General features: G+C 62.8%; 22 protein-coding genes and 3 pseudogenes. 8 read left to right on the top strand and 17 right to left on the bottom strand.

Annotated features, from left to right (window positions below; genetic code table 11):
- Positions 1-23: 23 nt before the first annotated feature.
- From QQL87_RS07345 to QQL87_RS07310, 8 genes are all read right to left on the bottom strand, one after another.
- Positions 24-815 carry a c-type cytochrome gene (locus QQL87_RS07345; RefSeq protein ID WP_284417719.1) on the bottom strand — a complete coding sequence of 264 codons (792 nt, stop codon included), beginning with the start codon at positions 813-815 and terminating at the stop codon, positions 24-26.
- A complete protein-coding gene (soxC, locus tag QQL87_RS07340) occupies positions 754-2037 on the bottom strand; it encodes a sulfite dehydrogenase (RefSeq protein ID WP_284417717.1) in 1284 nt (427 codons plus the stop codon). Before soxC ends, QQL87_RS07345 begins: the two co-directional genes overlap by 62 nt.
- Positions 2038-2042: 5 nt before the next feature.
- Complete coding sequence (gene soxB, locus QQL87_RS07335; RefSeq protein WP_284417715.1) at positions 2043-3722, bottom strand: thiosulfohydrolase SoxB; 1680 nt, start codon at positions 3720-3722, stop codon at positions 2043-2045.
- A 21-nt stretch (positions 3723-3743) separates the two neighbouring features.
- Positions 3744-4568 carry a sulfur oxidation c-type cytochrome SoxA gene (gene soxA / locus QQL87_RS07330; protein ID WP_284417713.1) on the bottom strand — a complete coding sequence of 275 codons (825 nt, stop codon included), beginning with the start codon at positions 4566-4568 and terminating at the stop codon, positions 3744-3746.
- Positions 4569-4601: 33 nt separating this feature from the next.
- Positions 4602-4928 (bottom strand): thiosulfate oxidation carrier complex protein SoxZ, encoded by a 327-nt coding sequence (gene soxZ / locus QQL87_RS07325; protein ID WP_284417712.1) that lies wholly within the window; start codon positions 4926-4928, stop codon positions 4602-4604.
- An 18-nt stretch (positions 4929-4946) separates the two neighbouring features.
- A complete protein-coding gene (soxY, locus tag QQL87_RS07320; RefSeq protein ID WP_284417711.1) occupies positions 4947-5399 on the bottom strand; it encodes a thiosulfate oxidation carrier protein SoxY in 453 nt (150 codons plus the stop codon).
- Between the two features lie 20 nt (positions 5400-5419).
- A complete protein-coding gene (gene soxX / locus QQL87_RS07315; protein ID WP_284417710.1) occupies positions 5420-5863 on the bottom strand; it encodes a sulfur oxidation c-type cytochrome SoxX in 444 nt (147 codons plus the stop codon).
- 125 nt (positions 5864-5988) lie between these two features.
- Complete coding sequence (locus QQL87_RS07310) at positions 5989-6561, bottom strand: thioredoxin family protein (RefSeq protein ID WP_284417709.1); 573 nt, start codon at positions 6559-6561, stop codon at positions 5989-5991.
- A gap of 99 nt (positions 6562-6660) precedes the next feature.
- Between QQL87_RS07310 and QQL87_RS07305 the strand changes: the two genes are divergently transcribed.
- Complete coding sequence (locus QQL87_RS07305; protein WP_284417708.1) at positions 6661-7377, top strand: hypothetical protein; 717 nt, start codon at positions 6661-6663, stop codon at positions 7375-7377.
- On the opposite strand, the gene QQL87_RS07300 is transcribed toward QQL87_RS07305, so the two are convergent.
- Positions 7378-8112: a cytochrome c biogenesis CcdA family protein gene (locus QQL87_RS07300; protein ID WP_284417706.1), complete on the bottom strand. Its 735-nt coding sequence runs from the start codon at positions 8110-8112 to the stop codon at positions 7378-7380.
- 131 nt (positions 8113-8243) lie between these two features.
- Here QQL87_RS07300 and QQL87_RS07295 point away from each other — a divergent pair, with 131 nt between their 5' ends.
- From QQL87_RS07295 to QQL87_RS07285, 3 genes are all read left to right on the top strand, one after another.
- Positions 8244-8618 carry a thioredoxin domain-containing protein gene (locus QQL87_RS07295; RefSeq protein ID WP_284417705.1) on the top strand — a complete coding sequence of 125 codons (375 nt, stop codon included), beginning with the start codon at positions 8244-8246 and terminating at the stop codon, positions 8616-8618.
- Positions 8619-8642: 24 nt separating this feature from the next.
- A complete protein-coding gene (locus QQL87_RS07290) occupies positions 8643-8993 on the top strand; it encodes an ArsR/SmtB family transcription factor (protein ID WP_012043755.1) in 351 nt (116 codons plus the stop codon).
- 149 nt (positions 8994-9142) lie between these two features.
- Positions 9143-10228 (top strand): YeeE/YedE family protein, encoded by a 1086-nt coding sequence (locus tag QQL87_RS07285; protein WP_284417703.1) that lies wholly within the window; start codon positions 9143-9145, stop codon positions 10226-10228.
- A 218-nt stretch (positions 10229-10446) separates the two neighbouring features.
- Here QQL87_RS07285 and QQL87_RS07280 read toward each other — a convergent pair whose 3' ends face one another.
- Entirely contained in the window at positions 10447-11091 is a 645-nt protein-coding gene (locus QQL87_RS07280; protein WP_284417701.1) for a Crp/Fnr family transcriptional regulator, read from the bottom strand.
- A gap of 68 nt (positions 11092-11159) precedes the next feature.
- On the opposite strand from QQL87_RS07280, the gene QQL87_RS07275 reads away from it, so the two are divergent.
- Positions 11160-11660: a hypothetical protein gene (locus QQL87_RS07275; protein WP_284417700.1), complete on the top strand. Its 501-nt coding sequence runs from the start codon at positions 11160-11162 to the stop codon at positions 11658-11660.
- Positions 11661-11765: 105 nt separating this feature from the next.
- On the opposite strand, the gene QQL87_RS07270 is transcribed toward QQL87_RS07275, so the two are convergent.
- Together QQL87_RS07270 and QQL87_RS07265 are read right to left on the bottom strand one after the other, a co-directional pair.
- Positions 11766-13175, bottom strand: coding sequence for an ATP-binding protein (locus QQL87_RS07270; RefSeq protein WP_284417699.1), 1410 nt, complete (start codon positions 13173-13175; stop codon positions 11766-11768).
- Complete coding sequence (locus tag QQL87_RS07265) at positions 13172-13894, bottom strand: response regulator (protein ID WP_284417880.1); 723 nt, start codon at positions 13892-13894, stop codon at positions 13172-13174. The genes QQL87_RS07270 and QQL87_RS07265 overlap by 4 nt, the downstream gene beginning before the upstream one ends.
- Positions 13895-14074: 180 nt before the next feature.
- Between QQL87_RS07265 and QQL87_RS07260 the strand changes: the two genes are divergently transcribed.
- On the top strand, positions 14075-14752 hold the full coding sequence (locus tag QQL87_RS07260; protein ID WP_284417697.1) for a hypothetical protein: 678 nt from the start codon (positions 14075-14077) through the stop codon (positions 14750-14752).
- Between the two features lie 181 nt (positions 14753-14933).
- On the opposite strand, the pseudogene QQL87_RS07255 reads toward QQL87_RS07260, so the two are convergent.
- Positions 14934-15583 (bottom strand): annotated as a pseudogene (locus QQL87_RS07255) (class I SAM-dependent methyltransferase).
- Positions 15584-15815: 232 nt separating this feature from the next.
- Positions 15816-16400: a hypothetical protein gene (locus tag QQL87_RS07250; protein WP_284417695.1), complete on the bottom strand. Its 585-nt coding sequence runs from the start codon at positions 16398-16400 to the stop codon at positions 15816-15818.
- A gap of 424 nt (positions 16401-16824) precedes the next feature.
- On the opposite strand from QQL87_RS07250, the gene QQL87_RS07245 reads away from it, so the two are divergent.
- Entirely contained in the window at positions 16825-18066 is a 1242-nt protein-coding gene (locus QQL87_RS07245; RefSeq protein WP_284417694.1) for an APC family permease, read from the top strand.
- 153 nt (positions 18067-18219) lie between these two features.
- On the opposite strand, the gene QQL87_RS07240 is transcribed toward QQL87_RS07245, so the two are convergent.
- The 3 genes and pseudogenes from QQL87_RS07240 to QQL87_RS07230 all read right to left on the bottom strand — a co-directional run.
- Entirely contained in the window at positions 18220-18456 is a 237-nt protein-coding gene (locus QQL87_RS07240; protein ID WP_284417693.1) for a DUF2274 domain-containing protein, read from the bottom strand.
- A gap of 11 nt (positions 18457-18467) precedes the next feature.
- A pseudogene (locus QQL87_RS07235) lies at positions 18468-18968 on the bottom strand (TraB/TrbI/VirB10 family type IV secretion system protein); the annotation flags it as partial.
- Positions 18960-19377: pseudogene (locus tag QQL87_RS07230) on the bottom strand (ArdC-like ssDNA-binding domain-containing protein); the annotation flags it as partial. The pseudogenes QQL87_RS07235 and QQL87_RS07230, both read right to left, overlap by 9 nt.
- A 180-nt stretch (positions 19378-19557) precedes the next feature.
- Here QQL87_RS07230 and QQL87_RS07225 point away from each other — a divergent pair.
- A complete protein-coding gene (locus QQL87_RS07225) occupies positions 19558-20043 on the top strand; it encodes a DUF3833 family protein (protein ID WP_284417692.1) in 486 nt (161 codons plus the stop codon).
- Positions 20044-20214: the final 171 nt, after the last annotated feature.

The raw sequence follows: 20214 nt of genomic DNA, 5'->3' as shown, positions 1-20214 counted from the left end.
GCGGCGGCTGCATCCGGCCATCGTCACTCGACGCCCCGCGGCTTGCCGTCCTTGTCCTCGGGCGTGACGTCGACGGCGGTCGCACGTCCGGTGATCTTGACCGGCGCGATGCAGTTCTTCATGCACGGCTCCTTCTGCCAGAAGGCTTTCTCGCTGGTCGCCCGGTCATCCATGATGAACCCGCCCTCGTTCGGCATCTTGATCGTGGCGAGATTCTTGTCGGTCAGCTCGAAGTTTTGATCGGTGATGACATCATTCAGATAGAGCACATAGGCGACCAGCGCGTAGTACTCGTCGACCTTCAGCGACTGCGGGCTGCCGAACGGCATCGCGTGGCGAACATAGTCGAACAAGGTCGAGGCGTAGGGCCAGTACGAGCCGACTGTCTTGACCGGGTTGTCCGAGGTCAGCGAGCCCTTGCCGCCGGCGAGCACCGGCCAGCGGCCGGCCCCCTCGCCGAACTCGCCATGACAGCTGGCGCAATTGTCCATGAACAGCTTTTCGCCCTGGGCGACAGTGCCCTTGCCGGTCGGCAGACCCTGCCCGTCCGGCCGCACGTCGATGTCCCAGCCGCGGATCTCCTCGACCGTCGGCGCGCGCCCGATGTTGAAGCGCTGCGGCGCGTTGGCTTCCGTCTTCGCCTCGGTCTTCGGCTCGGACTTTGACTCGGTCTTGGCCGCGATCTTCTCCCCCGGACCACCGGCGAGCGCGACCGAACCCGCAAAGGTCGCGAGCGCGACCGCAATGATCAGCTTAGGCGACCTCGACATTCTCGACCTCACCGTTTGCCTGCACATGCCAAGTCTGGATGCCATTGTTGTGATAGATGGAGTTGTAGCCGCGCACCTTGCGCAGCTCGGCCTTCGACGGCTGGACGTATCCGGTCTCGTCCTGCACCCGCGACTGCAGCAGCAGCGGCTCGCCGTTCCAGTCGAACTCGTAGTAGAAGCGCGTCAGCGCCTTATCGAGCACAGGGCCGTCGATCCGCGCCGGCCACCAGTTGCGGCCGCCATCGAGCGACACGTCGACGCGCTTGACCTTGCCGTTGCCGGACCACGCCAGGCCCGAGACGATGGTGAAACCCTTGCCGTGCCTGATCGGCGCCTGCGGGCTCGGGCTCGTGATCACCGACTTCGCATCCATGGACCAGGTGAATCGGCGCGCCTTGCCGTTCGGCAGCAGGTCCGTGTATTTCGACGTCTCCTCGCGCGTCTGCCAAGGTTGATCGCCGACCTCGATGCGCCGCAGCCATTTGACCCAGAGATTGCCCTGCCATCCCGGCACCACAAGCCGCATCGGATAGCCCTGCTCGGGATACAGCGCCTCGCCGTTCATTTTGTAGGCGATGATGCAGTCGTCGAGCGCCTTCTCGATCGGCAGGCTCCGATCCATCGAAGCGGAGTCGGCGCCCTCGACCAGCAACCACTTGCCGCTCGGCTTCACCCCGGTCTCTTCCAGCAGCGTGCGCAGCGAGACACCGGTGTATTGCACGCAGTGGATCATGCCGTGGGTGAACTGGCAGCCGTTGAGCTGGGCGCCGCGCCATTCCATGCCGGAGTTGGCGGCGCATTCCATAAAATGTATGCGGTTGACACGCGGGTAGCGCTTGAGCTCGTCGAGCGACAGCAGCAGCGGCCGCTCGACCAGGCCGTGGATCATCAGCCGGTGATCGGCCGGATCGACCTCAGCGACGCCGCCGTGATGGCGCTCGAAGCACAGCCCGTTCGGCGTGATAATGCCTTCGAGCTCATGCAGCGGCGTGAAACTGACAGAGGATTCGCGCGAGGCCGTCAGCCATTCGACGTCGCGGCGGATGACGTCCTTCTCGAACTTCGACGGTTTACCGTAGGGGCGAACGGCGACGCCCTCGCCGAGCGTGCGCGTCCATTCCGGCACGTTGGGCGGCTGGTTGGCGGGGTTGCCGGCACCGGCACGGGCCTGCGTGGCCAACGCCGTCGCCGCAAGTCCGCCGGCCGCGGTCAGGAAGCCGCGGCGCGACGCGCGAGGTACTGAGGAAAGAGATTTGTCCTTGGACATCGTCGTCACACTCCGGAGACTTTGACGGCCCGGTTGGGCTCGAGACGAACGGTTTTCTGGCGATGCAGATAGCTCGACACGACCTCCCAGATCGGCGGGCCCTGCGTACCTTCATTGACGCTGGCCCAGCCCGCGACCTGATATTCGCGCGCCGGGTCGATCGCGGCGCCGGTCTTGATCAGGCGCATGTCGGAGATACGCTGCCCCTGCGGCTTGCTGACGTCGATGGCGTAGGACATGCCGCCGATGCGGACCATGTCGCCGCCCTGCTGGTAGTACGGGTCGACATTGAACAGATTGTCGGCGACGTCCTCGATGATCTCCTTGAGGCGCGTGCCGGTCATGCCCATGCGATAGACAGCGGGATAGGTGATCGCGGTGGCGTTGGTGACGTCCTCGAAGGTGATGTCCTGGCCCGGCATCACGCTGGTGCCCCAGCGGAAGCCCGGCGACAACGCGATCTCGGCATCGCGCTCCTGCAGCAGCGCCTGGCAGATCAGGTCGTCGAACGTGCCGTTGAAATTGCCGCGGCGGTACAGCAGCGTTTCGGTCCGCCCGAGCGCGCGGCCGAGATCGGCAGCAAACGGCTTGCGCACCTCGGCGATCTTGGCCGCCATCGCCGCATCCGGCGTGATCACGTCGGAAAACAGCGGGATCAGCTTGTAGCGATAGCCCTTGAGCTCGCCATCTCTGAGGTCGAGATCGAGCCGCGAGACGAACTTGCCCGAGGAGCCGGAGGCGATCAGCAAGGTCTTGCCGACCTTGACCGCTTCAGGCAGCGCATCATGGGTGTGACCGGTGAGGATGACGTCGAGGCCCTTGACCCGGCTCGCCAGCTTGCGGTCGACGTCGAAGCCGTTGTGCGACAGCAGCACGACGAGGCCGGCGCCATCCTTGCGCGCCTTGTCGACCTGGGTCTGGACGTCCTCCTCGCGCACGCCGAACGACCAATTCGGAATCATCCAGCGGGGATTGGCGACGGGCGTGTACGGGAAGGCCTGACCGAGCACCGCGATCTTCACGCCGCCGCGCTCGATCATCGTCGAGGCTTCGAACGCCGGCTCGTTCCACTCGGTATCGCGGATGTTGAGACCGAGGAACGGGAAGCCGAGCGCGTCGACCGCCTGCTTGACGCGCTCGGTGCCGTAGGTGAACTCCCAATGTCCGGTCATCACATCGGGCTTCAGCAGCGCCATGCAGTCGATCATGTCCTGGCCGCGCGTCTTCAGCGACGTCCAGGATCCCTGCCAAGTATCACCGCCGTCGAGCAGCACGACCTTGTCGCCACGCTCGGCGCGGATCGCCTTGATGACGGTTGCCGCACGGTCGAGCCCACCGATGCGGCCGTAGGTCTTGGCCAGCGCCTCGAAGTCCTCCGACGTCAGCGCATAGGCCGCCGACGAGCCCGGCGCGATGCCAAAGCGGGTGAGGAAATCCTTGCCGGTGACGTGCGGCGGCTGGCCCTTTGCGTCGCCAACGCCGAGATTGGTCGAGGGCTCACGAAAATACAGCGGCATCAGCTGGCCGTGAATGTCGGTGACATGCACCAGCGTGACATTGCCGACCGGCTCGAAGGCCAGAAGCTCCTTCTCGGTCAGCTTCTGCTGGGCAAAGGCCCGGGACGTGCCGCCCGTCAAGGCAGCCGCCGCCAATGCGACCTGAACGAATTCGCGACGCGATATCATGATGTGTCTTCCTTGTGTCCGCTAGTTGCGGACCGACGGTGTCTCGACGGGCAGGCCGATGCCGCGCCAGGCGACGTAGAGCTCCAGCGCAAGGAACTCGTCCGACAGCGGCTTGTAGGGCACGCCGCGCACGTCGAACATGCAGCCCTCGAAACGCTCGTGCAGCGGGATCAGGCGCTGATCACGCAAGCGATAGGTCGGAAAGCCGTTGGTCTGGCCCTGGCTGAGAAAATCGGCGCGCATGAACTTGCCGTTGTTCTTCTCGTGGCAGGAGGCGCAGGCGAGATCGAGCTGGCCGACCCTTGTATAGTAGATCTCCTTGCCCTTCTCGAACCATGGCGACATCGGACCGTCGGTCTTCACCGCCACCGGCATGCCGCGCGACTGGAAGCGGACGAAGGTCGTCATGTCCGTCAGCTCCTTGGACTTGAAGCCCCAAGGCTGCACTTTCATATGCTCGCTGCGGCAGATGTTGATCTGCTGCTCGAGATTAACCGGCTTGTTGAGCTTCTCGCTCCATTTGGGCATGGCCGCGCCGACGCCCTTCATGGTCGTTTCCGCCTCGCCGTGGCAGCTCATGCACGACTTGCCTTCGCTGCCGTCGACCGTCTTCCACATGTCGGCGGCCCGCTCCACCGCGAGGAAGCCCGGGTTCTCCAGGTCGTCATCCTGGAGCGCACGCGTTTCCTTGGTACGGAACTGATAGCCCGAGATGATGGTCTTGAAGACATGGCCGGGAGGCGCCGGAATGCCCTTCCGTTCCGCCTCCTGGCCGAACACCGCAATGGCCGAGAGGGTGAGCGCGGCCGTGGCCAGGACAGCGAGAGAACCGTAGCGAATGGACATCCGTCACTCCCCGTAGCGATCAAACCCGGCCAATCAGGCCTTCAACGCGATCTTTTCCTCAGCCATCACCACCGAGCCGTCATCATCCGTCCAGGCGAACTTGAAGGTGCCTTCCTCGTCGACCTTCGCGTCGAACTGGATGTACGGATTGGCGGAGATCGCCGGCTCCAGCACGCAGGAGAACACCGGCTTGTCGTTGAACTCGCAGGTGAACTTGTTGATGATCTTGCGCGGGATCGGTTTGCCCTGCGCGTCCTTGCGTTGGCCCGATTCCATCAGATGCGAGACCAGCGTCTTGATCTGGATGATCTCGCCCTTCCTGGCTTCCTTCGGAAGCTTGATGCGCGGCTTGTCTGCCATGTTTTTCTCTCCCCTGTCTCAGCCGCCGCAGCCGCCGATGGTGACCTTGACGGTCTTGCGCTCGGTAAACAGCGAGCCGTCGCTCATCTTGGCCACCGCGATCACGTTCTGGGTCTGCGCCAGACGGATGCGGATGGACGCCTCGGCTTTGCCGGACATCGGCGTGAACATCAGCGTCGCGACGCCGGCGTTCGGATTGCCGTCGGCCACGAACAGCACTTCCTTGACGTAGTTTTCGGCGGTCATCGGGCTTTCGACGGTGAGCGCGAGCGGCACGGTGTTGCCGTTCTCGGCGATCTCAGGCAGATCGAGCGTGATCTTGCCCTTGGCCGCTTCCTTGCCGCCGGTGAACTTCTTGATCATCTCACCCGCGTCGTTGCTCGGCTCGGCGTTGGCGGCCATCGGCAGCACCGTCAAAGCGACGAAACCGCCGCCGAGAAGGAACGCCTGTCGTCTGTTGATTGCGCCCATGCATCATCCTCCAGAGGCGGTTATTTCAATGTTTCGAGAAACGCGACAACGTCCTCGACCTGCGCGGCCGTGAGGACGGACTTGCCGACGAATTCCGGCCTGACCCGATTGAGTCCGTCGCTTTTGTAGAAGGCCGGCATCACCGTGTCGGTGAAGATGCGCTTGGGATCGGCAACGATCAGGCGCAGCTGCGCCGTATTGTAGCGGGTCGCGACGCCATCCAGCGACGGACCGAACTCGCCGTGAAACTCTTCAGACTTCAGCGCCGAGACCTGATGACAGGCAAGGCAGTTGCCCAGCGTCCGCGTCAGAAACACCTTCTTGCCAGCATCCGCATTGCCGGGCGCACCCGTCAGCGATTTCGGAATGGCGAAGTCGATGATATCAAGCCTGATCGGCTCGTCGCCTCGCGCCGTCGCCGAGAGCAACGCGCAGAACAAGGCGGCCGGAATCAAACGGCGCATGTTTCCACCCTGACCGACGAGGCTTCCCCTCGCCTGCTGATGCGACGAACTTACGGCTCGTCATATTCACGAATTATGATTTGAGAATACGATGAGTGTCAATCGAATTCGATGCGGCAGCGCACTCAATCCTTCGACGACGTGAGATAGTCGCGGAACGAGCCGCGCTCATAGGCCTTGTCGCGTACGAAGCGGAACATCGCGAGGAAATGCGGCGGCTTGAGATAACCGGGCGCGCGCGCCACCTCGCGTGCGAGCGGCTCCTTGGCTGCAACGCCATCGACAGACGGCGGAAAGAACTGGAGCGTCGGCGTGAATCGGATCGCGTAGCGCTCGGCGAGCTCCTTCTCGGTCAACTCCCGGCCATCGAAATCGATCACCTTGCGCGCGCCGAGCAGGTTGAGTTGCAGCACCTCGAAATTGGCACGGATGTAGTCCGCGATCGCTTGATCGGCGAAGTTCACCAGATGGGTCTCGCGGCAATAGGGACAGCCGCGCAGCTCCCACATTACAGCAAGCCGCTTGCCCTCGGACGAGGCGCTCTCGAGGTCCTCGCGCAGATCCAGGAAACTGTTGAGGAACCAGGACTGGTGATAGAGCCCGTCATCGCCGAGCACCGCGTCGGCGCGCGCCGGCGTGTGTATGGCGCCGAACGCGGCTGCTGCAGGCAGCAGCGCAACCAGATCGCGTCGGGTCATCGTCCGGTTCGTCATCATCAGCCCGCTCGCGCGCTTTGCCAAGTCCATGGAATTTCGATACATAATATTCGAATAGCAGAATGTGAGAAGGGACATTCGATGCTGCGCCGCGCCATCCTGCTGTCGCTCGTGCTGTCATGCCTAGCGCATGGCCTCCGCGGGCATACCGAAGAGAACGCAGATGTTGCGGCCTTCATGCACGCGGCGATGGCCAGTCTGCGCACAGCCGCGAGTTATGGGCGCACCGGCAATGTGGGCTTGGCGCAGCTCGAGCTCGACGACGCCCGGACCGCCTGGGCCAGGCTAAGCCGGGCCGCCGAGCGCTCCAATACGTCGTCTTCGGCCCAATCCCTCGCCGCGCTGATCGCCACTGGACAAGATCGCCTGAAGCAGGCGGACGAAGCGCTGGCCGCGGGTGACGGAGCCCGTGCTGCGGCGGCCATTGCCGCGTTGCGCCAGTCGCTTCACGCCTTCAGAGGCGAGGCCGGCGTGGTCGAGCTCAGCGATTGCGTGTTCGGCCTGTCACCTGTCATGAACGAGTTGCGCAACGCCGCGATATGGTTCGCGGCGGGCAAGGCAGATGCCGGCGATGTCGTCCAGGCCGGCACCGCGCTGCGCGAGCGGCTGCAGCGCTGCAGCGGCCTGGCGCCGCCGGACGTTGCGAGCCAGGCCGAATTCCGCCGCCTCATCGACGGCGCCACAGCAAGCGCAAGCGAGATCGGCCGTGCCGCACGCGAGGGCGATGCCGGCCTCGTGCATCGCTATGAGATCGAGCTGCAGTCCTTCGTCAATCTGCTGGACTTCCGCTTCGGCTGATCATCCGATCGTGGCTAGCGAGGGAAAACGCTCGAAGATCCATTCCGACATCCGCGGGACCACGCCGGTGAGAAAGGCCGCGCCGGTCAGCACCAGAAAGCCGCCCATGGTCTTCTCGACCAACGCGAGATGCGGCTTGATGCCCTTCAGCAGGGTCATGAACTGGCTCATGAAGGCGGCGGCGATCAGGAAAGGGATTCCGGTTCCGAGCGAATAGGCCGCGAGCAGCAGAGCGCCCTTGGCGACTGTCGCCTCCGCGCCGGCCATCATCAGCACGGCGGCCAGAACCGGCCCCGCGCAAGGCGTCCAGCCGAAGGCGAAGGCCAGCCCCATCACGAAAGCACCGAGCAGTCCGGCCGGCTTGCGGCCGACATCGATGGTCGCGCTGCGGTAAAGCAGCGGAATCCTGAGCAGCCCGAGGAAATGCAGGCCCATCATGATGATGACGAGGCCGGCGACGAGGCCGAGCTGGCTGAGGTGGCCGGCGATGAATCGGCCGAACACGGAGGCGGTGGCGCCGAGACCGACGAAGACAAGCGAAAACCCGGCGACGAAGCAGAGCGCCGTCAATACCGTGCGCCGCCGCGGCACCGGTGCGGCCTCAGCGACGGTCTCGGCCGCCGACACCCCGGCCATGTAGCACAGGAACGGCGGCACCAGCGGCAGGATGCACGGCGACAGGAAGGACAGCAACCCCGCGGCCAGCGCGGCGCCCAGCGTGACGTCGATATCCATCAGTCCTCCCGGGCTGGACACCCCTGCCCCATGCCGCCCGCCTTGACGACGCGGGCTTCGGAAACGGAGCACTAGTACATATTCGAATTCAATGATAGATTGGACCGTAAGTCCAGCAAGAGGATTGCGGCATGACGCTCAAAATCGCAAAGCTCGCATGGGCGGTGGCGGCGGGCCTCTGTCTCTCGTTGCCGGCCGCCGCCTCCGAGCTCGTGATGTTCGAACGCGCGGGCTGCGGCTGGTGCGTCCGGTTCAATGCCGAGATCGCACCGATCTATGCCAAGACGGATGAAGGCCGCGCATTGCCGCTGCGGCGGGTCGACCTCGGCCGGCCGCTGCCGGCGGATCTCGCCGGCATCGATCCGGGCGCGTTCACCCCAACCTTCGTGGTGGTCGATCAGGGCCGCGAAATCGGCCGGATCCGCGGCTATCCCGGTGATGCGTTTTTCTTTGGGCTGCTCGGCCGTATAATGAATGCTACAAGCGGGGCGCCGGCCCGCTCCTGACGGACAATCGAGGATCCAGAATTCATGCCGCTGCCGAAGTTGAAGGACATCGAAACCTCCGCCGAGCTCGAGCAGATGATCGAGAAGGCGCGGGAAGCCAGCGAGATGCTGAAAGCGCTGTCCCACGAGTCCAGGCTGCTGCTGCTGTGCATCCTCTCCGAAGGCGAGAAATCCGTCACCGAGCTCGAGCAGTTCCTGGGCGAGCGGCAGTCGACCGTCTCGCAGCAGCTCGCCCGTCTCCGGCTCGACCGGCTGGTCACGACGCGGCGCGAGGGCAAGACGATCTACTACAGCCTCGCCAGCGAGGACGTCCGTAAGATCCTGACGGCAATCTACGACGTCTTCTGTGAGCCCGTCCGCAAGCGCCGCCGCTGACGTTCGTCGCATTGTAATCGTTTGGGAGCCGACAGCCGGGCCCAGCCGCAGGCAGGCGCGAGCCGCAAGCAGTGGGCGCGGCAGGAGGTCTGGCCTCGCCGCCGATCCTGGCGCACAATGCCGGGACGAAAACAAGGACATCGGGGGGTATGCTCAGTCCGTCAGCATTGACGTTCATGTGCGGTCTGCTGGCAGGCGGCGTTCTCGGCGTTGCCGGGCGCGCCGGCCGGTTCTGTACGCTCGCGATGCTGGAGGACGCGTTTTTCGGTGCGGATACGCGGCGCCTCAAATCCTTCGCCCTGGCTGCGGCAGTGGCGCTGGTGGTCACCCAATTGCTCGCGAGCTTCGGCCTCGTCGATCTCTCGCGCTCCATCTATCTGACCTCATCCATTCCGCTCGGCGGCGCCATCCTGGGCGGCTTTCTATTCGGGATCGGCATGGCGCTGGTCGGCACCTGCGGCTTCGGCACGCTCGTCCGCATCGGCGGTGGCGATCTGCGCGCCATCGTCGTGTTCCTGGTGCTCGGCGTCTCGGCCCTGGCCGCAATGCGGGGGCTCACCGGATTCCTGCGCATTGGACTCATCGAGCCGCTGTCGCTGCGCCTGCCGGAGACGATGAGCCAGGGCATCGACGTTTTGCTGTCGGCGGTGCTTGGATCATATGCGCGGCCGGCCGTCGTCTCCATCGTGGCCGTCGCGCTGACCGCCTGGGCGCTGGCCGACGGGGGCCTCGTCAAATCGCCACGGCTGCTGCTCTCGGGCCTCACCGTCGGCAGCGCGGTCGCGTTCGGCTGGTTCGCGACTGGCTGGCTCGGCCATGACGACTTTGATCCGCAGCGGGTTACGTCCCTCACCTTCGTCGCGCCGCTAGGCAATTCATTGCTCTACATCGCCACGCTCTCAGGCAGCCATGCCGACTTCGCGATCGGCTCGGTGGCCGGGGTGATCCTGGGATCGTTCGTCGCGGCAATGTTCTCGCGCGTCTTCCGCTGGGAAGCATGCGACGATGCCCGCGAGCTGAAGCGCCACATGGTCGGCGCCCTGCTGATGGGCACCGGCGGCATCATGTCGATGGGCTGCACCATCGGCCAGGGCCTGTCCGCATTTTCCACACTGGCGTTATCCGCACCACTCACGATGCTCGCAATCACCTGCGGCGCACGCATCGGACTCGAATACACGATGACAGGCGAGTGGCGGCCAGCCTTGCGCAACCTGCTCCGCCTGAGCCACTGAGGTCTGGGCGCGACGCAAGCTCGAACCGGCGTCGTAACGAAGATGATGCAGACAGCGCGCGATCTCAACCCCAAGCGTTTTCTGGACGGAGAGTTTCGTGTTTGTCTAAAACGCCGGCAGCACGAGCAGCGTCAGGATCTCAAGGAGATGATGCCGCCGATGACGTCGGCCACCAGCGGCGCCTCATGGACCTCGGCGCCAACGCATGTCGTGACCACTCATCGCAGAGTCAACCGAGACTGATCGACCCTTAGCTCGCCGTGCTTCGCCATCTGCGCCAGCGTACGATAGAGCGCTTCATGTGTCAGGCCGAGTTCCGCCGCCCAGTCCTTCTTAGACTGGGTCAGATCGACGACACCCCCCTCCCCCTCGGTCTCGATGAAGTGCACGATCCGTTCACGCGCGGTCTTGAGGCTCAGCCTTTCCGTGTGGGCGCGCACCTTCCGCAGTTCCTGCGCGAGATGGGCGATCCACCTGTTGCGGAAGCCCTCGACGGCGAGCGCATCGGTGAACAGCCTTCGTGGGATGGCCAACAGCCGCGTCGGTGCGGCAGCGACCGCATCACAGTGGTAGGTCGGCTGATCCAGGCTGGCTTCGGCCAGAAAGCCGCGCCATGTCCGCTGCAGAACGACCTCACCGCCAGATTTAGATCGACGGAGCAGCCGCACCTCTCCCGAAAGCACGAAGAACATCGCGCGCGGGCGGTCGCCGCATCTAAACAAGGTGCTATGGCGCTGGAGTTCCAAGAACCGCGTGAGCCGCTGGGCCGACTCCGGCAGGGCCGCCAGAAGCGGCGATTCAAGTGCCAGAGACTTCCAGTCTACAGCAGGACGGGTCGGAGCCTTGAGCTTGTTGGCATTCATATGATCAAGATCATATGCCGTCGCACGCGCGCCGTCTATGCGCATCCATGAAAGCAAGGAAATGTGCCATGCGTACACTTCTCGCCATCGCAGCCTCGACCACCGTGATGCTTTCGGCTGGCCTTGCCACCGCCCAGCACCGCAAGCATCAGGATCAGATGGGCCGAATGAACCACATGGATCACGGCGCCCCTGCGGCTGACTCGCGCGAATTCGTGAAATTTCCGCCAGAGCTTGTCGATCACACGCTGGCCAATATGCGCGATCACCTCCTCACCCTGCAGCAGATCAATGAGGCCCTCGCCACAGGCGAGTCGGAGAAGGCCGGGAAGATCGCGGAGGAGCGTCTCGGCATGAGTTCGTTGCGACTGCACGGCGCGGCGGAGGTGGCCAAGTACATGCCGCAAGGCATGCAGGACGCCGGCACGACGATGCACAAGGCCGCGAGTCGTTTCGCTATCGAAGCGCAGAATGTGGGAGTAACCGGCGAGATGAAGCCCGCCCTCGGAGCCTTGGGCGAGGTGATGAGCGCCTGTGTTTCCTGTCACGCAGGTTACCGGCTGAGGTAGCTCTGTCGAGGCAGTTTCGCCAATGCTTCTTGATGCCGGTGCAAGTGAGAACGCTATGACGAGATCCTTCCGACGCATGCACGACGCAGCCAGAGAGCAGTCCCATCACGAGCGAACCGGAAGTGTGATGCAAGCACGAAGGCCGCCTTGCGACCGATTTGACAGCGCGAGCTGACCGCCATGGGCCTGGACCACAGACAACGCGATCGCAAGGCCAAGACCGATCCCGCCAGTCTCGCGATTTCGCGATCCTTCCACCCTGTAGAATGGCTGAAATACCCTGGTGAGTTCCTGCTCGGGAATGCCTGGACCGTCGTCTTCGATCGTGATCTCGATGCCCTGAACTGTCGACCGGATCGCGCAGCGCGCCTGCTTGCCATACTTCACGGCGTTGTCGATCAGGTTGGTTATCGCCCGCTTCAAGGCCGCTGGCTGGCATTCACGGATGAGTGGCAGGGCGGACTCCATCGCAACCGGTAGTCCGGTGTCGGCCATGTCGTCGACCACGCTGGCCAGCAGCGCTGTCAGATCCGTTCGGCGATGCGGCTCAGCCTTCGCTTCGTCACGCGCGAACTCCAGCGTCGCAGCAATCATGGCATCCATCTCGGCGATGCTCGCCAGCATCTTATCGCGCTCTGGAGCGTCCTCGACATTTTCGGCGCGAAGCCGCAGTAGCGTCAGAGGCGTGCGCAGGTCGTGCGAGATCGCAGCCAGCATCCGCGTTCGATTTTCGACGAGGCTACGCAGACGCGCCTGCATCGTGTTGAACGCCCGCGACGCCTGCCGCATCTCCACCGTGCCGGTCTCGGCCATCGGAGGAGCGTTCAAATCATTGCCGAGCAGTTCGGCCGCCGCCGAGAGCGAGGCGAGCGGCGCGGTCACACGCCGAACGACCCATATCGAAACCGCGAGGATAACGACCGCCATCAACGCCATGGCAATGAGGAGTTGACTCGAAAAGGCCGGCCCCCCCTGGGGCAGCGCGGTGGCGAAGGAAAGCCACTGACCATCGGAGAGCGGAACGGCGACTTTCAGATCACGGAAGCCCGCGAAAGGACCGAAGCCGCCAAAACCATGCATCATCGGGCCACGCCCCATCATAGGGTGCATGGTTCCGAATACGGTGTCGGAGGCGGCAGGCCAATAGGCGGATACGCGAGGTTGCCGCCCCGATTTGAGCGACAATTGATTGACCAGAAAGTCCTTGATCGCCTCGGCGACCTGCCCATCGTCGTCGCCCGGTCCCGAGGCAGGAGGCTCGGTTGAGAGAGCCACCCGGAATGTCTGGTCGCTCAAGGCATCAACGATCCGCTCGCGCGACCCGCGTGGGGTCTCGTCCACAAGCCGGGTGAGATTTGTGATGCGCTGCGCAGCCGCCAGTCCACCGACGGCGCGGACTGCTTGCTCCCGATCCAGCGAATAGATCCAGGATCCCGCCGCATGCGAGATCACTAGGCCGACCAGCAACGCAAGCAGCGTTTGGCCGAACAGGCTCCTGGGAAGAAACCCGCTCATTCGTGCTTCACCGGAAGCGCGAAGGTATACCCGCCGCCCCACACCGTCTTGATGATCTTGGGATCGGTGTGATCCAATTCGAGTTTCTTGCGAAGCCGGCTGACTTGAGTGTCGATGCTGCGGTCGATGGCAACGGTGGTGCGCCCGCGGGCCAGATCGAGCAACTGATCGCGGCTCAGCACGCGCTGCGGGCGTTCGACAAAGGCAAGCAGGAGATCATATTCACCGGTGCTGAGCGGCACTATGACCCCGTCGTCGCGACGGAGCTCTCGTGTGCCGGCATCCAGCTGCCAGCGATCGAAATGGTAGCGCTTGGCGTGATGATCGGTATCCGGCCCCATCGCTTGGTCGCGACTGCGTCTCAGCACAGCCTTGATACGCGCGACGAGCTCGCGGCTGCCAAACGGCTTCGGCAGATAGTCGTCCGCGCCCATCTCGAGGCCAATGACGCGGTCGATCTCGTCGCCCTTCGCTGTCAGCATAATGATCGGAATCTTCGATTCGATTCGAAGCGAACGACAAAGCGACAGGCCGTCCTCGCCCGGAAGCATCAAATCAAGCAGGATGAGATCGATCCGACCTTCGGCTAGGACCTTGCGCATCGCGCGGCCATCCGCCGCCGAGCTGACACGGAAGCCCTCCTTCGTCAGCGCGCGCGAGACCAGATCGCGAATCTCGCGATGGTCGTCGACGATCAGGATGTGTGACGAGCCCTGCATGCGTCCAATATAGACCAACATCCCGCGGCTTTCGCGGAAATGTGCGCCGGGGTGTGACTGCGGTCGCATTTGACAAACTTTGTCACAACTCCCCTCGTCCCTGAAAAACTTGAGTGACACCCGATCGCTTCAGTGTGCACAAGCAACGGACCCTCTGTTGCAGGAGCATCGGAGATTCAGATGAGAAGGAACGTTCTGATTATCGGCAGCGTCGCGGTGGCCGGCTTGCTTGTCGGGGGGTGGGCTTTGGCGCAATCCGCCGATCACGGCCCGGGCGGAATGCACCGCATGGCCATGGGCATGGGCATGCACGACCGGATGGGGCCGGGCATGCGGGGCCCAATGGGCCCCGGCATGATGGGCATGGGCCCCGGAATGATGGGTATGATGGGCGGCTCTGCCACCATGGAGGAGCGCGCCGGCATCCACGGCCTGCTGTTCAACCACGATCGCGTCGAACGCACGGTGACGAACCTCCCGGACGGCATTCGCACAGTCACGGAATCGGACGACCCGGAGGTCGCGGCGACGATCAAGAAGCACGTCGCCGACATGGGAAAGCGGATCGAACAAGGACGTGATCCGGGTCTGCCGATCGAAAGCCCGGCTCTGCATTCGCTCTTCCGGTACAAGGACAAGATCAAGACAACGTATGAGACCACCGAAAAGGGGATCATCGTCGTTCAAACGTCGACCGACGCGAAAACCGTCAAAGCTCTTCAGGATCATGCCGCGGAGGTGACCGATCTTGCCCAACGCGGCATGGTTGCGGCGCACGAAGCCATGATGAAGAACGGCGGAGGCATGATGGGAATGCGCATGCACGGTGGCATGGCCGAACCGCAGCGCGAAGACTGAGGCCCGACGACGGCGCAGCACGCAATCTTCATCGCGCGCTGCGCCAGAGATCGAGATCACGCGGTCGTCCTTCGAACCGACACGCCATACGGCTTGCGCAGGCACTCGGCCGAAAGGACGGCAACATCCCGCGAGGGCGATTTGTGACGGTCGCTGGCGCGCATCTGCTCTCGTCTCGTACTCATTCGCCAGCCCGCGAATTCGGGTCATCTCCCCGGAATTCAAAGCGGCTGAACTGAAAGCGCTGCGTATGGCCGCCGGGGGTCAGGTGGTCGTGCCTCCGCGAGCCGACAAGTTCGAAGGCAGGCCCCAGCGTGGCCGACAGCGCCTCCGGATCGTACCGGACGATGGGCAGTCCGCTACACCGTTTTGGACCATCGAGCGCGAACGTCGCGATGATCACATGCCCCCAGGACGCACGGCCTTTTTCAGGCAAGCGACGTAGGCCGCGCGATCGGCGGGATCCGTCAGGAAGTGGAAAGCGGCCCGGTCGTGCCACAGGTCGTAGGTGGTCGGAGGATCCCAGGTCGTGACGTCCGCGACAATCCAAGCGACCGCTTCTCCGTGCGGTCCGAGCCGCCTCTTCGCCGCTTCGAGAGCTTCCGCGGACAGGTCAAGGACAGCAATCCGGCTGAAACCCCGCTCAAGCAGACCATCGACCAGACGTGAGGCACCCCCACCAACGTCGATGACGCCCGCGTTAGCCGAGATCCCTGTCTCGGCGATGAGATCCAGCGATGGAGCCGGATCCTCCTGAAACCAGCTGACCTCCCTTTCCGCTTTCGTCGCGTATACGCTCTGCCAATGAGCCTGACGGTCGAGCTCGTTCATGGCTGCATCCCTTCATTCACTCGAGGTGCATAGATGACTGCTCCCCCTATCTTCGGCAATAAGGATCCGTCGGCTCCGTCCGTTTTCCTGCCAGCGGCATTGATGCGGGAAGCGCGTCGGCAGCCAGGCGCGCCGTGGGCGTGCTAAGCCTGCCTTGAGGGCACCGAACCTTTGAAGGGCAGATCCTCTTACAAAGCATGCTCCGGACGCAACTAAGCCTGCTTGACGGGAGTCAAGTCGCTATCGCCAGCCCGATCTCTGGGGTCTCCGGATTGTCGTATGCTTTCAACTCGACCGTCGCGATCGAAAGGCGGCGGTACAAATCACGCCTTCGGGCGAGCGGCAGCCAATCGTACAGAAATATTTCAAGGGGCCGCCAGTTCGCTACCCACCCAAGAATGAGAAAGCTTTCCTCAACCAAGCGCCTGAACGGGCTATCAATCAGATGACCGCTGGCGACATGTGCCGAGACGAGACATATGATCAGAATCGTGATCCCGATCGCAAGAGAGCGCCGACCGACCCGAAACAGCTCCTTGATCTCCCGCTGAATGGTCCCGGCGTGTTCGGAAAAGTAGCGATTGAATGCCTCGCTTAGCTCCCGAGCCGCCCTTGACTGGGTCTCGGACTCAGGAGCGTGAACGACGATTCTTATCGATCGATCCCCGGGCAATTCGCGGGCCCAACCGACGATGAACTCTTCTACTTCCTTGTCGAGATCCCGCTCCCGGAATGGGAATGGATCCAGCGTGTGAAACAGCTGCACAACTTTATGGACACGCAGCTCAATCAATTGGCCGGAGGCGCCTTCTGTCATCGTCGATCCGGTTTGAAATCGTTTTGGTCACACTCGATCCGTTATCATCTTGGCCATCGCGATACTTGCGCTGGCTCAACATGCGACCGCAAATGCGAGGATGGTCAATCGAAAGCCCAGGTCGATGGAACCGTAGTGGCTGCCGATCGGAGTCAACGGAGTTGATGCGACTTGCATGCGTCTGAACGACGCCACAGCAGAGTGAACAACGGCTATGCTGTTCGCGTCGTCCCGGGGTTGATCTTGGTTGCTTTCGCTTCATGGGCTGGTGCACTTTACGGTCAGCGGCTGGCTGAGAGCATGACGGCCTCTTGGATGGGCCCTGATTTTGATCAAACCCTTCCTCAATCGAATTGCGATCGAGATCGTCTTGCCCTGAGGATACGCAGGGTGCACGTATCATTCCATCCGAGGAGAACGTCGAATGTCTATCGAGGCTGCTGACTCGCCGGGCGGGTCGCAGCGCCTTTTGCGGTCACTGACGCTGACCCATGCGGTGCTTTATGGCCTTGGCGTCACCATCGGAGCAGGAATTTACGTCCTTGTCGGGATCGCCGCAGCACGTAGTGGTATGCATGCGCCACTCGCCTTCATCGGCGCAGCACTTGTGATGGCGTTCAGTGCAGCATCATTCGCCGAATTGGGAACGCGGATGCCGGTGAGCGCCAGCGAGGCGGCCTATGTGCAGGCCGCCTTTCATCGCGAATGGCTCAGCCTCGCGGTCGGGCTTCTCGTGGTCGCGACCGCAACAATCTCGGCCGCGACCATCAGCGTTGGCAGTGCGGGCTATGTTGCGGTGTTTCTGCCTATTTCGGCTCCATGGATCATCTCTGGCGTGGTACTTGCGATGGGTGTCGTGGCATGTCTCGCTACGGTACAGTCGATCACTTTCGCCGGAATCATGACGCTCGTCGAGGTGGGCGGCCTCGTGCTGATTATCGTTGCCGGCCTCGGTCACGGGACCGATGTTGTCACCCGCCTCCCGGAAATTTGGCCTTCAGCACGAGATGCGACGGCCTGGATTGGAATCGGCGGAACGACGCTCATCGCGGTCTTTTCCTTCATCGGCTTCGAGCATCTGGTCAACGTTGCGGAAGAAATGAAGGACCCGAGCCGTACCCTGCCCCGCGCGCTGTTCCTGACCCTCGGCTTGACAGCGCTGATCTACGCGCTGGTTGTGTGGATCGCGGTGACGGCGGTGCCCCCACAAGAACTCGCACGCTCCTCGGCTCCACTCGCGCTTGTCTTCGAGCGGCTGACGGGCCTCCCGCTCGTTACAATGAGCGCAATTGCTGTTGTGGCCACACTCAACGGGATCATTGTTCACATGATCATGATTGGCCGCGTGATCTACGGTCTCGCTGATCAGGGCAATTTGCCCAAGGTCTTCGCACAGCTGAATTCGGTGACGCACACACCGCTTCTAGCTACGGCATTCGGCATTGGAGCGATCCTGGTGCTCTCACTAGCCGTCCCGCTTAGTGGACTTGCAGATTTAACGGCACGCTTCACTCTCGTTGTTTTCGCGGTCGTTAATGTCGCGCTGATCCGAATCAAACGTAGAAACGAGGCGCCGCCGTCTGGGGCGTTCATTTGCCCAATGTGGGTGCCATTTTTTGGCCTCGCTTCCAGCCTCCTACTTCTCACTATCGATCTTGTCGTGTGAGGAGCGGCGTGGTCAGCCCGCTGATTTCGATGTTCCCCGCCAAGCTGGCCTCCGCTATCCACGACGCTCTGGCCAGCGTAAGCCGGAATCATCTTGCGTTGCGAGCCGTGCTCAGCACAGCTTCGTGCACCACTCGTTTTATTGAAGCGCAGATTATTTTTTTCCAGGAGGCCCCGACGCCCGGCCCTTCAATTTCACAAACGTACGATCCGCTCCCATAAATCCCCTGACCATGGCGACTACCAAGCGGCCAGGATCTACAGCTTCTTGACTGGACTGCGATGCTACGAGCTCAGCGTATATTAGCAGATCGCGATGTACCGCCGCCGGGATCTCGACGGTGATTTTCACCGGTTTTTCGTCTGGCAACGCCGCTATTTTCAGCTTCATGTGCTGTCTTCCTATCCGCGATACGGCTCGAGCACGAGATCCCTGTTGACGATCACCCGGACCGGAAGTCCTGGCCTCACAGTTAACGTCGGTTGGATGTTCATCTGCTGGCGGACGAGCTGTTGGCCGGTCTGGCTCATGGCATTGCCAAAGCCCTGGCGCAGCGTTTGAATGATGGTGGCGTTGTTCGTGTTTGGGTTTGCGCCTGCATTCACCTCGCTTCCGACCGAGAGCGAGGTCGAAAGGAGCGCAGCACCGATCAGTTCCTTCCAATGGCTGTCGACCTCGTCCGATAAACCTGAGTAGCCACCAGCATCAGCGCCCGGCTGCCTTTCGAGCACGATCGAGCGGCCATTGGGCATGATCAGCCGGGTCCAGACCAGAAGCACACGCGACTGTCCGGCCGTCACCTGGCTATCGTAGACCCCGATCAGCCGCGCTCCCTGGGGCACCAAGAGGAAACGTCCCGACGGAGTATCGAAGACGTTCTCGGTGACCTGGGCCGTGAACCGTAAACCGCTTCAGAAACGGAATGGCCTGCGCGTCTTCACCAGTCTCGCGGGCACGCTGCCGCTCATCCGACGGCACGAAGCGATCGGCATAGACGACCGTAACACCACGCTCACCCTTACGCACATGGCCCGCCACCGAGAGCGCCTGCCGAAACGTCAGCCAGCTCTGGCCGGTAAACCCACGCTCGATCACGGCCCCCCAGAGGATCAGAACGTTGATTCCCGAGTACGCCCGCCCCGTAGTAGCATTGCGGGGCAACGCCAACTGAGCCTTCGTCGCCATTTTCCCCCAGGGCTGGACCCAGGGCACGCGGCCAGTCTCCAGCTCGCCGATGATCTTGCTCGTGATCTCCTCGTAGAGGCTCGCCCGGCCCTCACCGACGCGCGCTCCAACTCTCCGTCCCTGCATCGCAGATCTCCGCGACGGGCGCGGCAGAACTCTCTCGCCGCTTCCAACCCGTCACGGCCAATCCGGCCTGCACTCTTCCTCTGACATGCGGGCCACATCCCGAGACGCTCATTGTGTTGAGCGGATGCAGCGGAACCTGACGTCTGCTGCGTGGTTCGTTTCCATTCCAGGGAGCAGCCAATGTCCATCAAGCAATTCGACGGCACCACGCCGATCTTCCGGCCGGAGCGCTTCTTCCATGGAAGGCTGGAAGGATGGGCCGTGCTTGAAAGCCTGATCGGCGGTCTGCTGAAGCGCGCGACGATCACGGCGGAGGGCCAATGGGACGAGGCGAAGCAGGTCGTTCACTTCGTCGAGACCTACCGCTTCGATGATGGACACGAGGACACGCTCAATTGGACGATCCAAAAGCTTGGCCCCTGCAAGTACAAGGGGTTAGAGCCACACCTCGACGGAGAGGCGGAAGGCGAGCAGTCCGGTTGCGCATTCCATTGGCGTTACACGAGGGACACACCGCAGTCCGACGGCAAAACCACAAAGCTGAATTTTGACGACTGGTTTTATCTCATCGACGACAACGCCTGTATCGTTCGCGGATCAGCCGGCCGCGCCGGGCTTCCATTCGCGACCGCCCATGTGACCTATCGAAAAATTGCCGGGCCATAGCGGCTTCCGTTCGCGCGACTCGCTTCGCTTCCATCTGCTCCCATAAGCGGAAACTGCTGAAACACAGTAGCAGCCGAAAAAGGGCAGCCGCTCGATCCGATCTTTGCTCGGTAATGAAATGGCGCACCGTGGATGGCCGAGCTCATGCCGAAGCGGAGCGAAGGCAGAGAA

The organism is Bradyrhizobium sp. SSBR45G, assembly GCF_030159255.1.
In the GTDB taxonomy this organism is placed as follows: Bacteria; Pseudomonadota; Alphaproteobacteria; order Rhizobiales; family Xanthobacteraceae; genus Bradyrhizobium.
Note: the sequence above shows the minus strand (reverse complement) of the source record. Positions and strands in the feature narration are given on the sequence as shown.

Excerpts from the sequence above, each read along its gene's own strand:
- QQL87_RS07345 (WP_284417719.1), bottom strand. The coding sequence starts at position 815 with ATGGCATCCAGACTTGGCATGTGCAGGCAAACGGTGAGGTCGAGAATG.
- soxC (WP_284417717.1), bottom strand. The coding sequence starts at position 2,037 with ATGTCCAAGGACAAATCTCTTTCCTCAGTACCTCGCGCGTCGCGCCGC.
- soxB (WP_284417715.1), bottom strand. The coding sequence starts at position 3,722 with ATGATATCGCGTCGCGAATTCGTTCAGGTCGCATTGGCGGCGGCTGCC.
- soxA (WP_284417713.1), bottom strand. The coding sequence starts at position 4,568 with ATGTCCATTCGCTACGGTTCTCTCGCTGTCCTGGCCACGGCCGCGCTC.
- soxZ (WP_284417712.1), bottom strand. The coding sequence starts at position 4,928 with ATGGCAGACAAGCCGCGCATCAAGCTTCCGAAGGAAGCCAGGAAGGGC.
- soxY (WP_284417711.1), bottom strand. The coding sequence starts at position 5,399 with ATGGGCGCAATCAACAGACGACAGGCGTTCCTTCTCGGCGGCGGTTTC.
- soxX (WP_284417710.1), bottom strand. The coding sequence starts at position 5,863 with ATGCGCCGTTTGATTCCGGCCGCCTTGTTCTGCGCGTTGCTCTCGGCG.
- QQL87_RS07310 (WP_284417709.1), bottom strand. The coding sequence starts at position 6,561 with ATGACCCGACGCGATCTGGTTGCGCTGCTGCCTGCAGCAGCCGCGTTC.
- QQL87_RS07305 (WP_284417708.1), top strand. The coding sequence starts at position 6,661 with ATGCTGCGCCGCGCCATCCTGCTGTCGCTCGTGCTGTCATGCCTAGCG.
- QQL87_RS07300 (WP_284417706.1), bottom strand. The coding sequence starts at position 8,112 with ATGGATATCGACGTCACGCTGGGCGCCGCGCTGGCCGCGGGGTTGCTG.
- QQL87_RS07295 (WP_284417705.1), top strand. The coding sequence starts at position 8,244 with ATGACGCTCAAAATCGCAAAGCTCGCATGGGCGGTGGCGGCGGGCCTC.
- QQL87_RS07290 (WP_012043755.1), top strand. The coding sequence starts at position 8,643 with ATGCCGCTGCCGAAGTTGAAGGACATCGAAACCTCCGCCGAGCTCGAG.
- QQL87_RS07285 (WP_284417703.1), top strand. The coding sequence starts at position 9,143 with ATGCTCAGTCCGTCAGCATTGACGTTCATGTGCGGTCTGCTGGCAGGC.
- QQL87_RS07280 (WP_284417701.1), bottom strand. The coding sequence starts at position 11,091 with ATGAATGCCAACAAGCTCAAGGCTCCGACCCGTCCTGCTGTAGACTGG.
- QQL87_RS07275 (WP_284417700.1), top strand. The coding sequence starts at position 11,160 with ATGCGTACACTTCTCGCCATCGCAGCCTCGACCACCGTGATGCTTTCG.
- QQL87_RS07270 (WP_284417699.1), bottom strand. The coding sequence starts at position 13,175 with ATGAGCGGGTTTCTTCCCAGGAGCCTGTTCGGCCAAACGCTGCTTGCG.
- QQL87_RS07265 (WP_284417880.1), bottom strand. The coding sequence starts at position 13,894 with ATGCAGGGCTCGTCACACATCCTGATCGTCGACGACCATCGCGAGATT.
- QQL87_RS07260 (WP_284417697.1), top strand. The coding sequence starts at position 14,075 with ATGAGAAGGAACGTTCTGATTATCGGCAGCGTCGCGGTGGCCGGCTTG.
- QQL87_RS07250 (WP_284417695.1), bottom strand. The coding sequence starts at position 16,400 with ATGACAGAAGGCGCCTCCGGCCAATTGATTGAGCTGCGTGTCCATAAA.
- QQL87_RS07245 (WP_284417694.1), top strand. The coding sequence starts at position 16,825 with ATGTCTATCGAGGCTGCTGACTCGCCGGGCGGGTCGCAGCGCCTTTTG.
- QQL87_RS07240 (WP_284417693.1), bottom strand. The coding sequence starts at position 18,456 with ATGAAGCTGAAAATAGCGGCGTTGCCAGACGAAAAACCGGTGAAAATC.
- QQL87_RS07225 (WP_284417692.1), top strand. The coding sequence starts at position 19,558 with ATGTCCATCAAGCAATTCGACGGCACCACGCCGATCTTCCGGCCGGAG.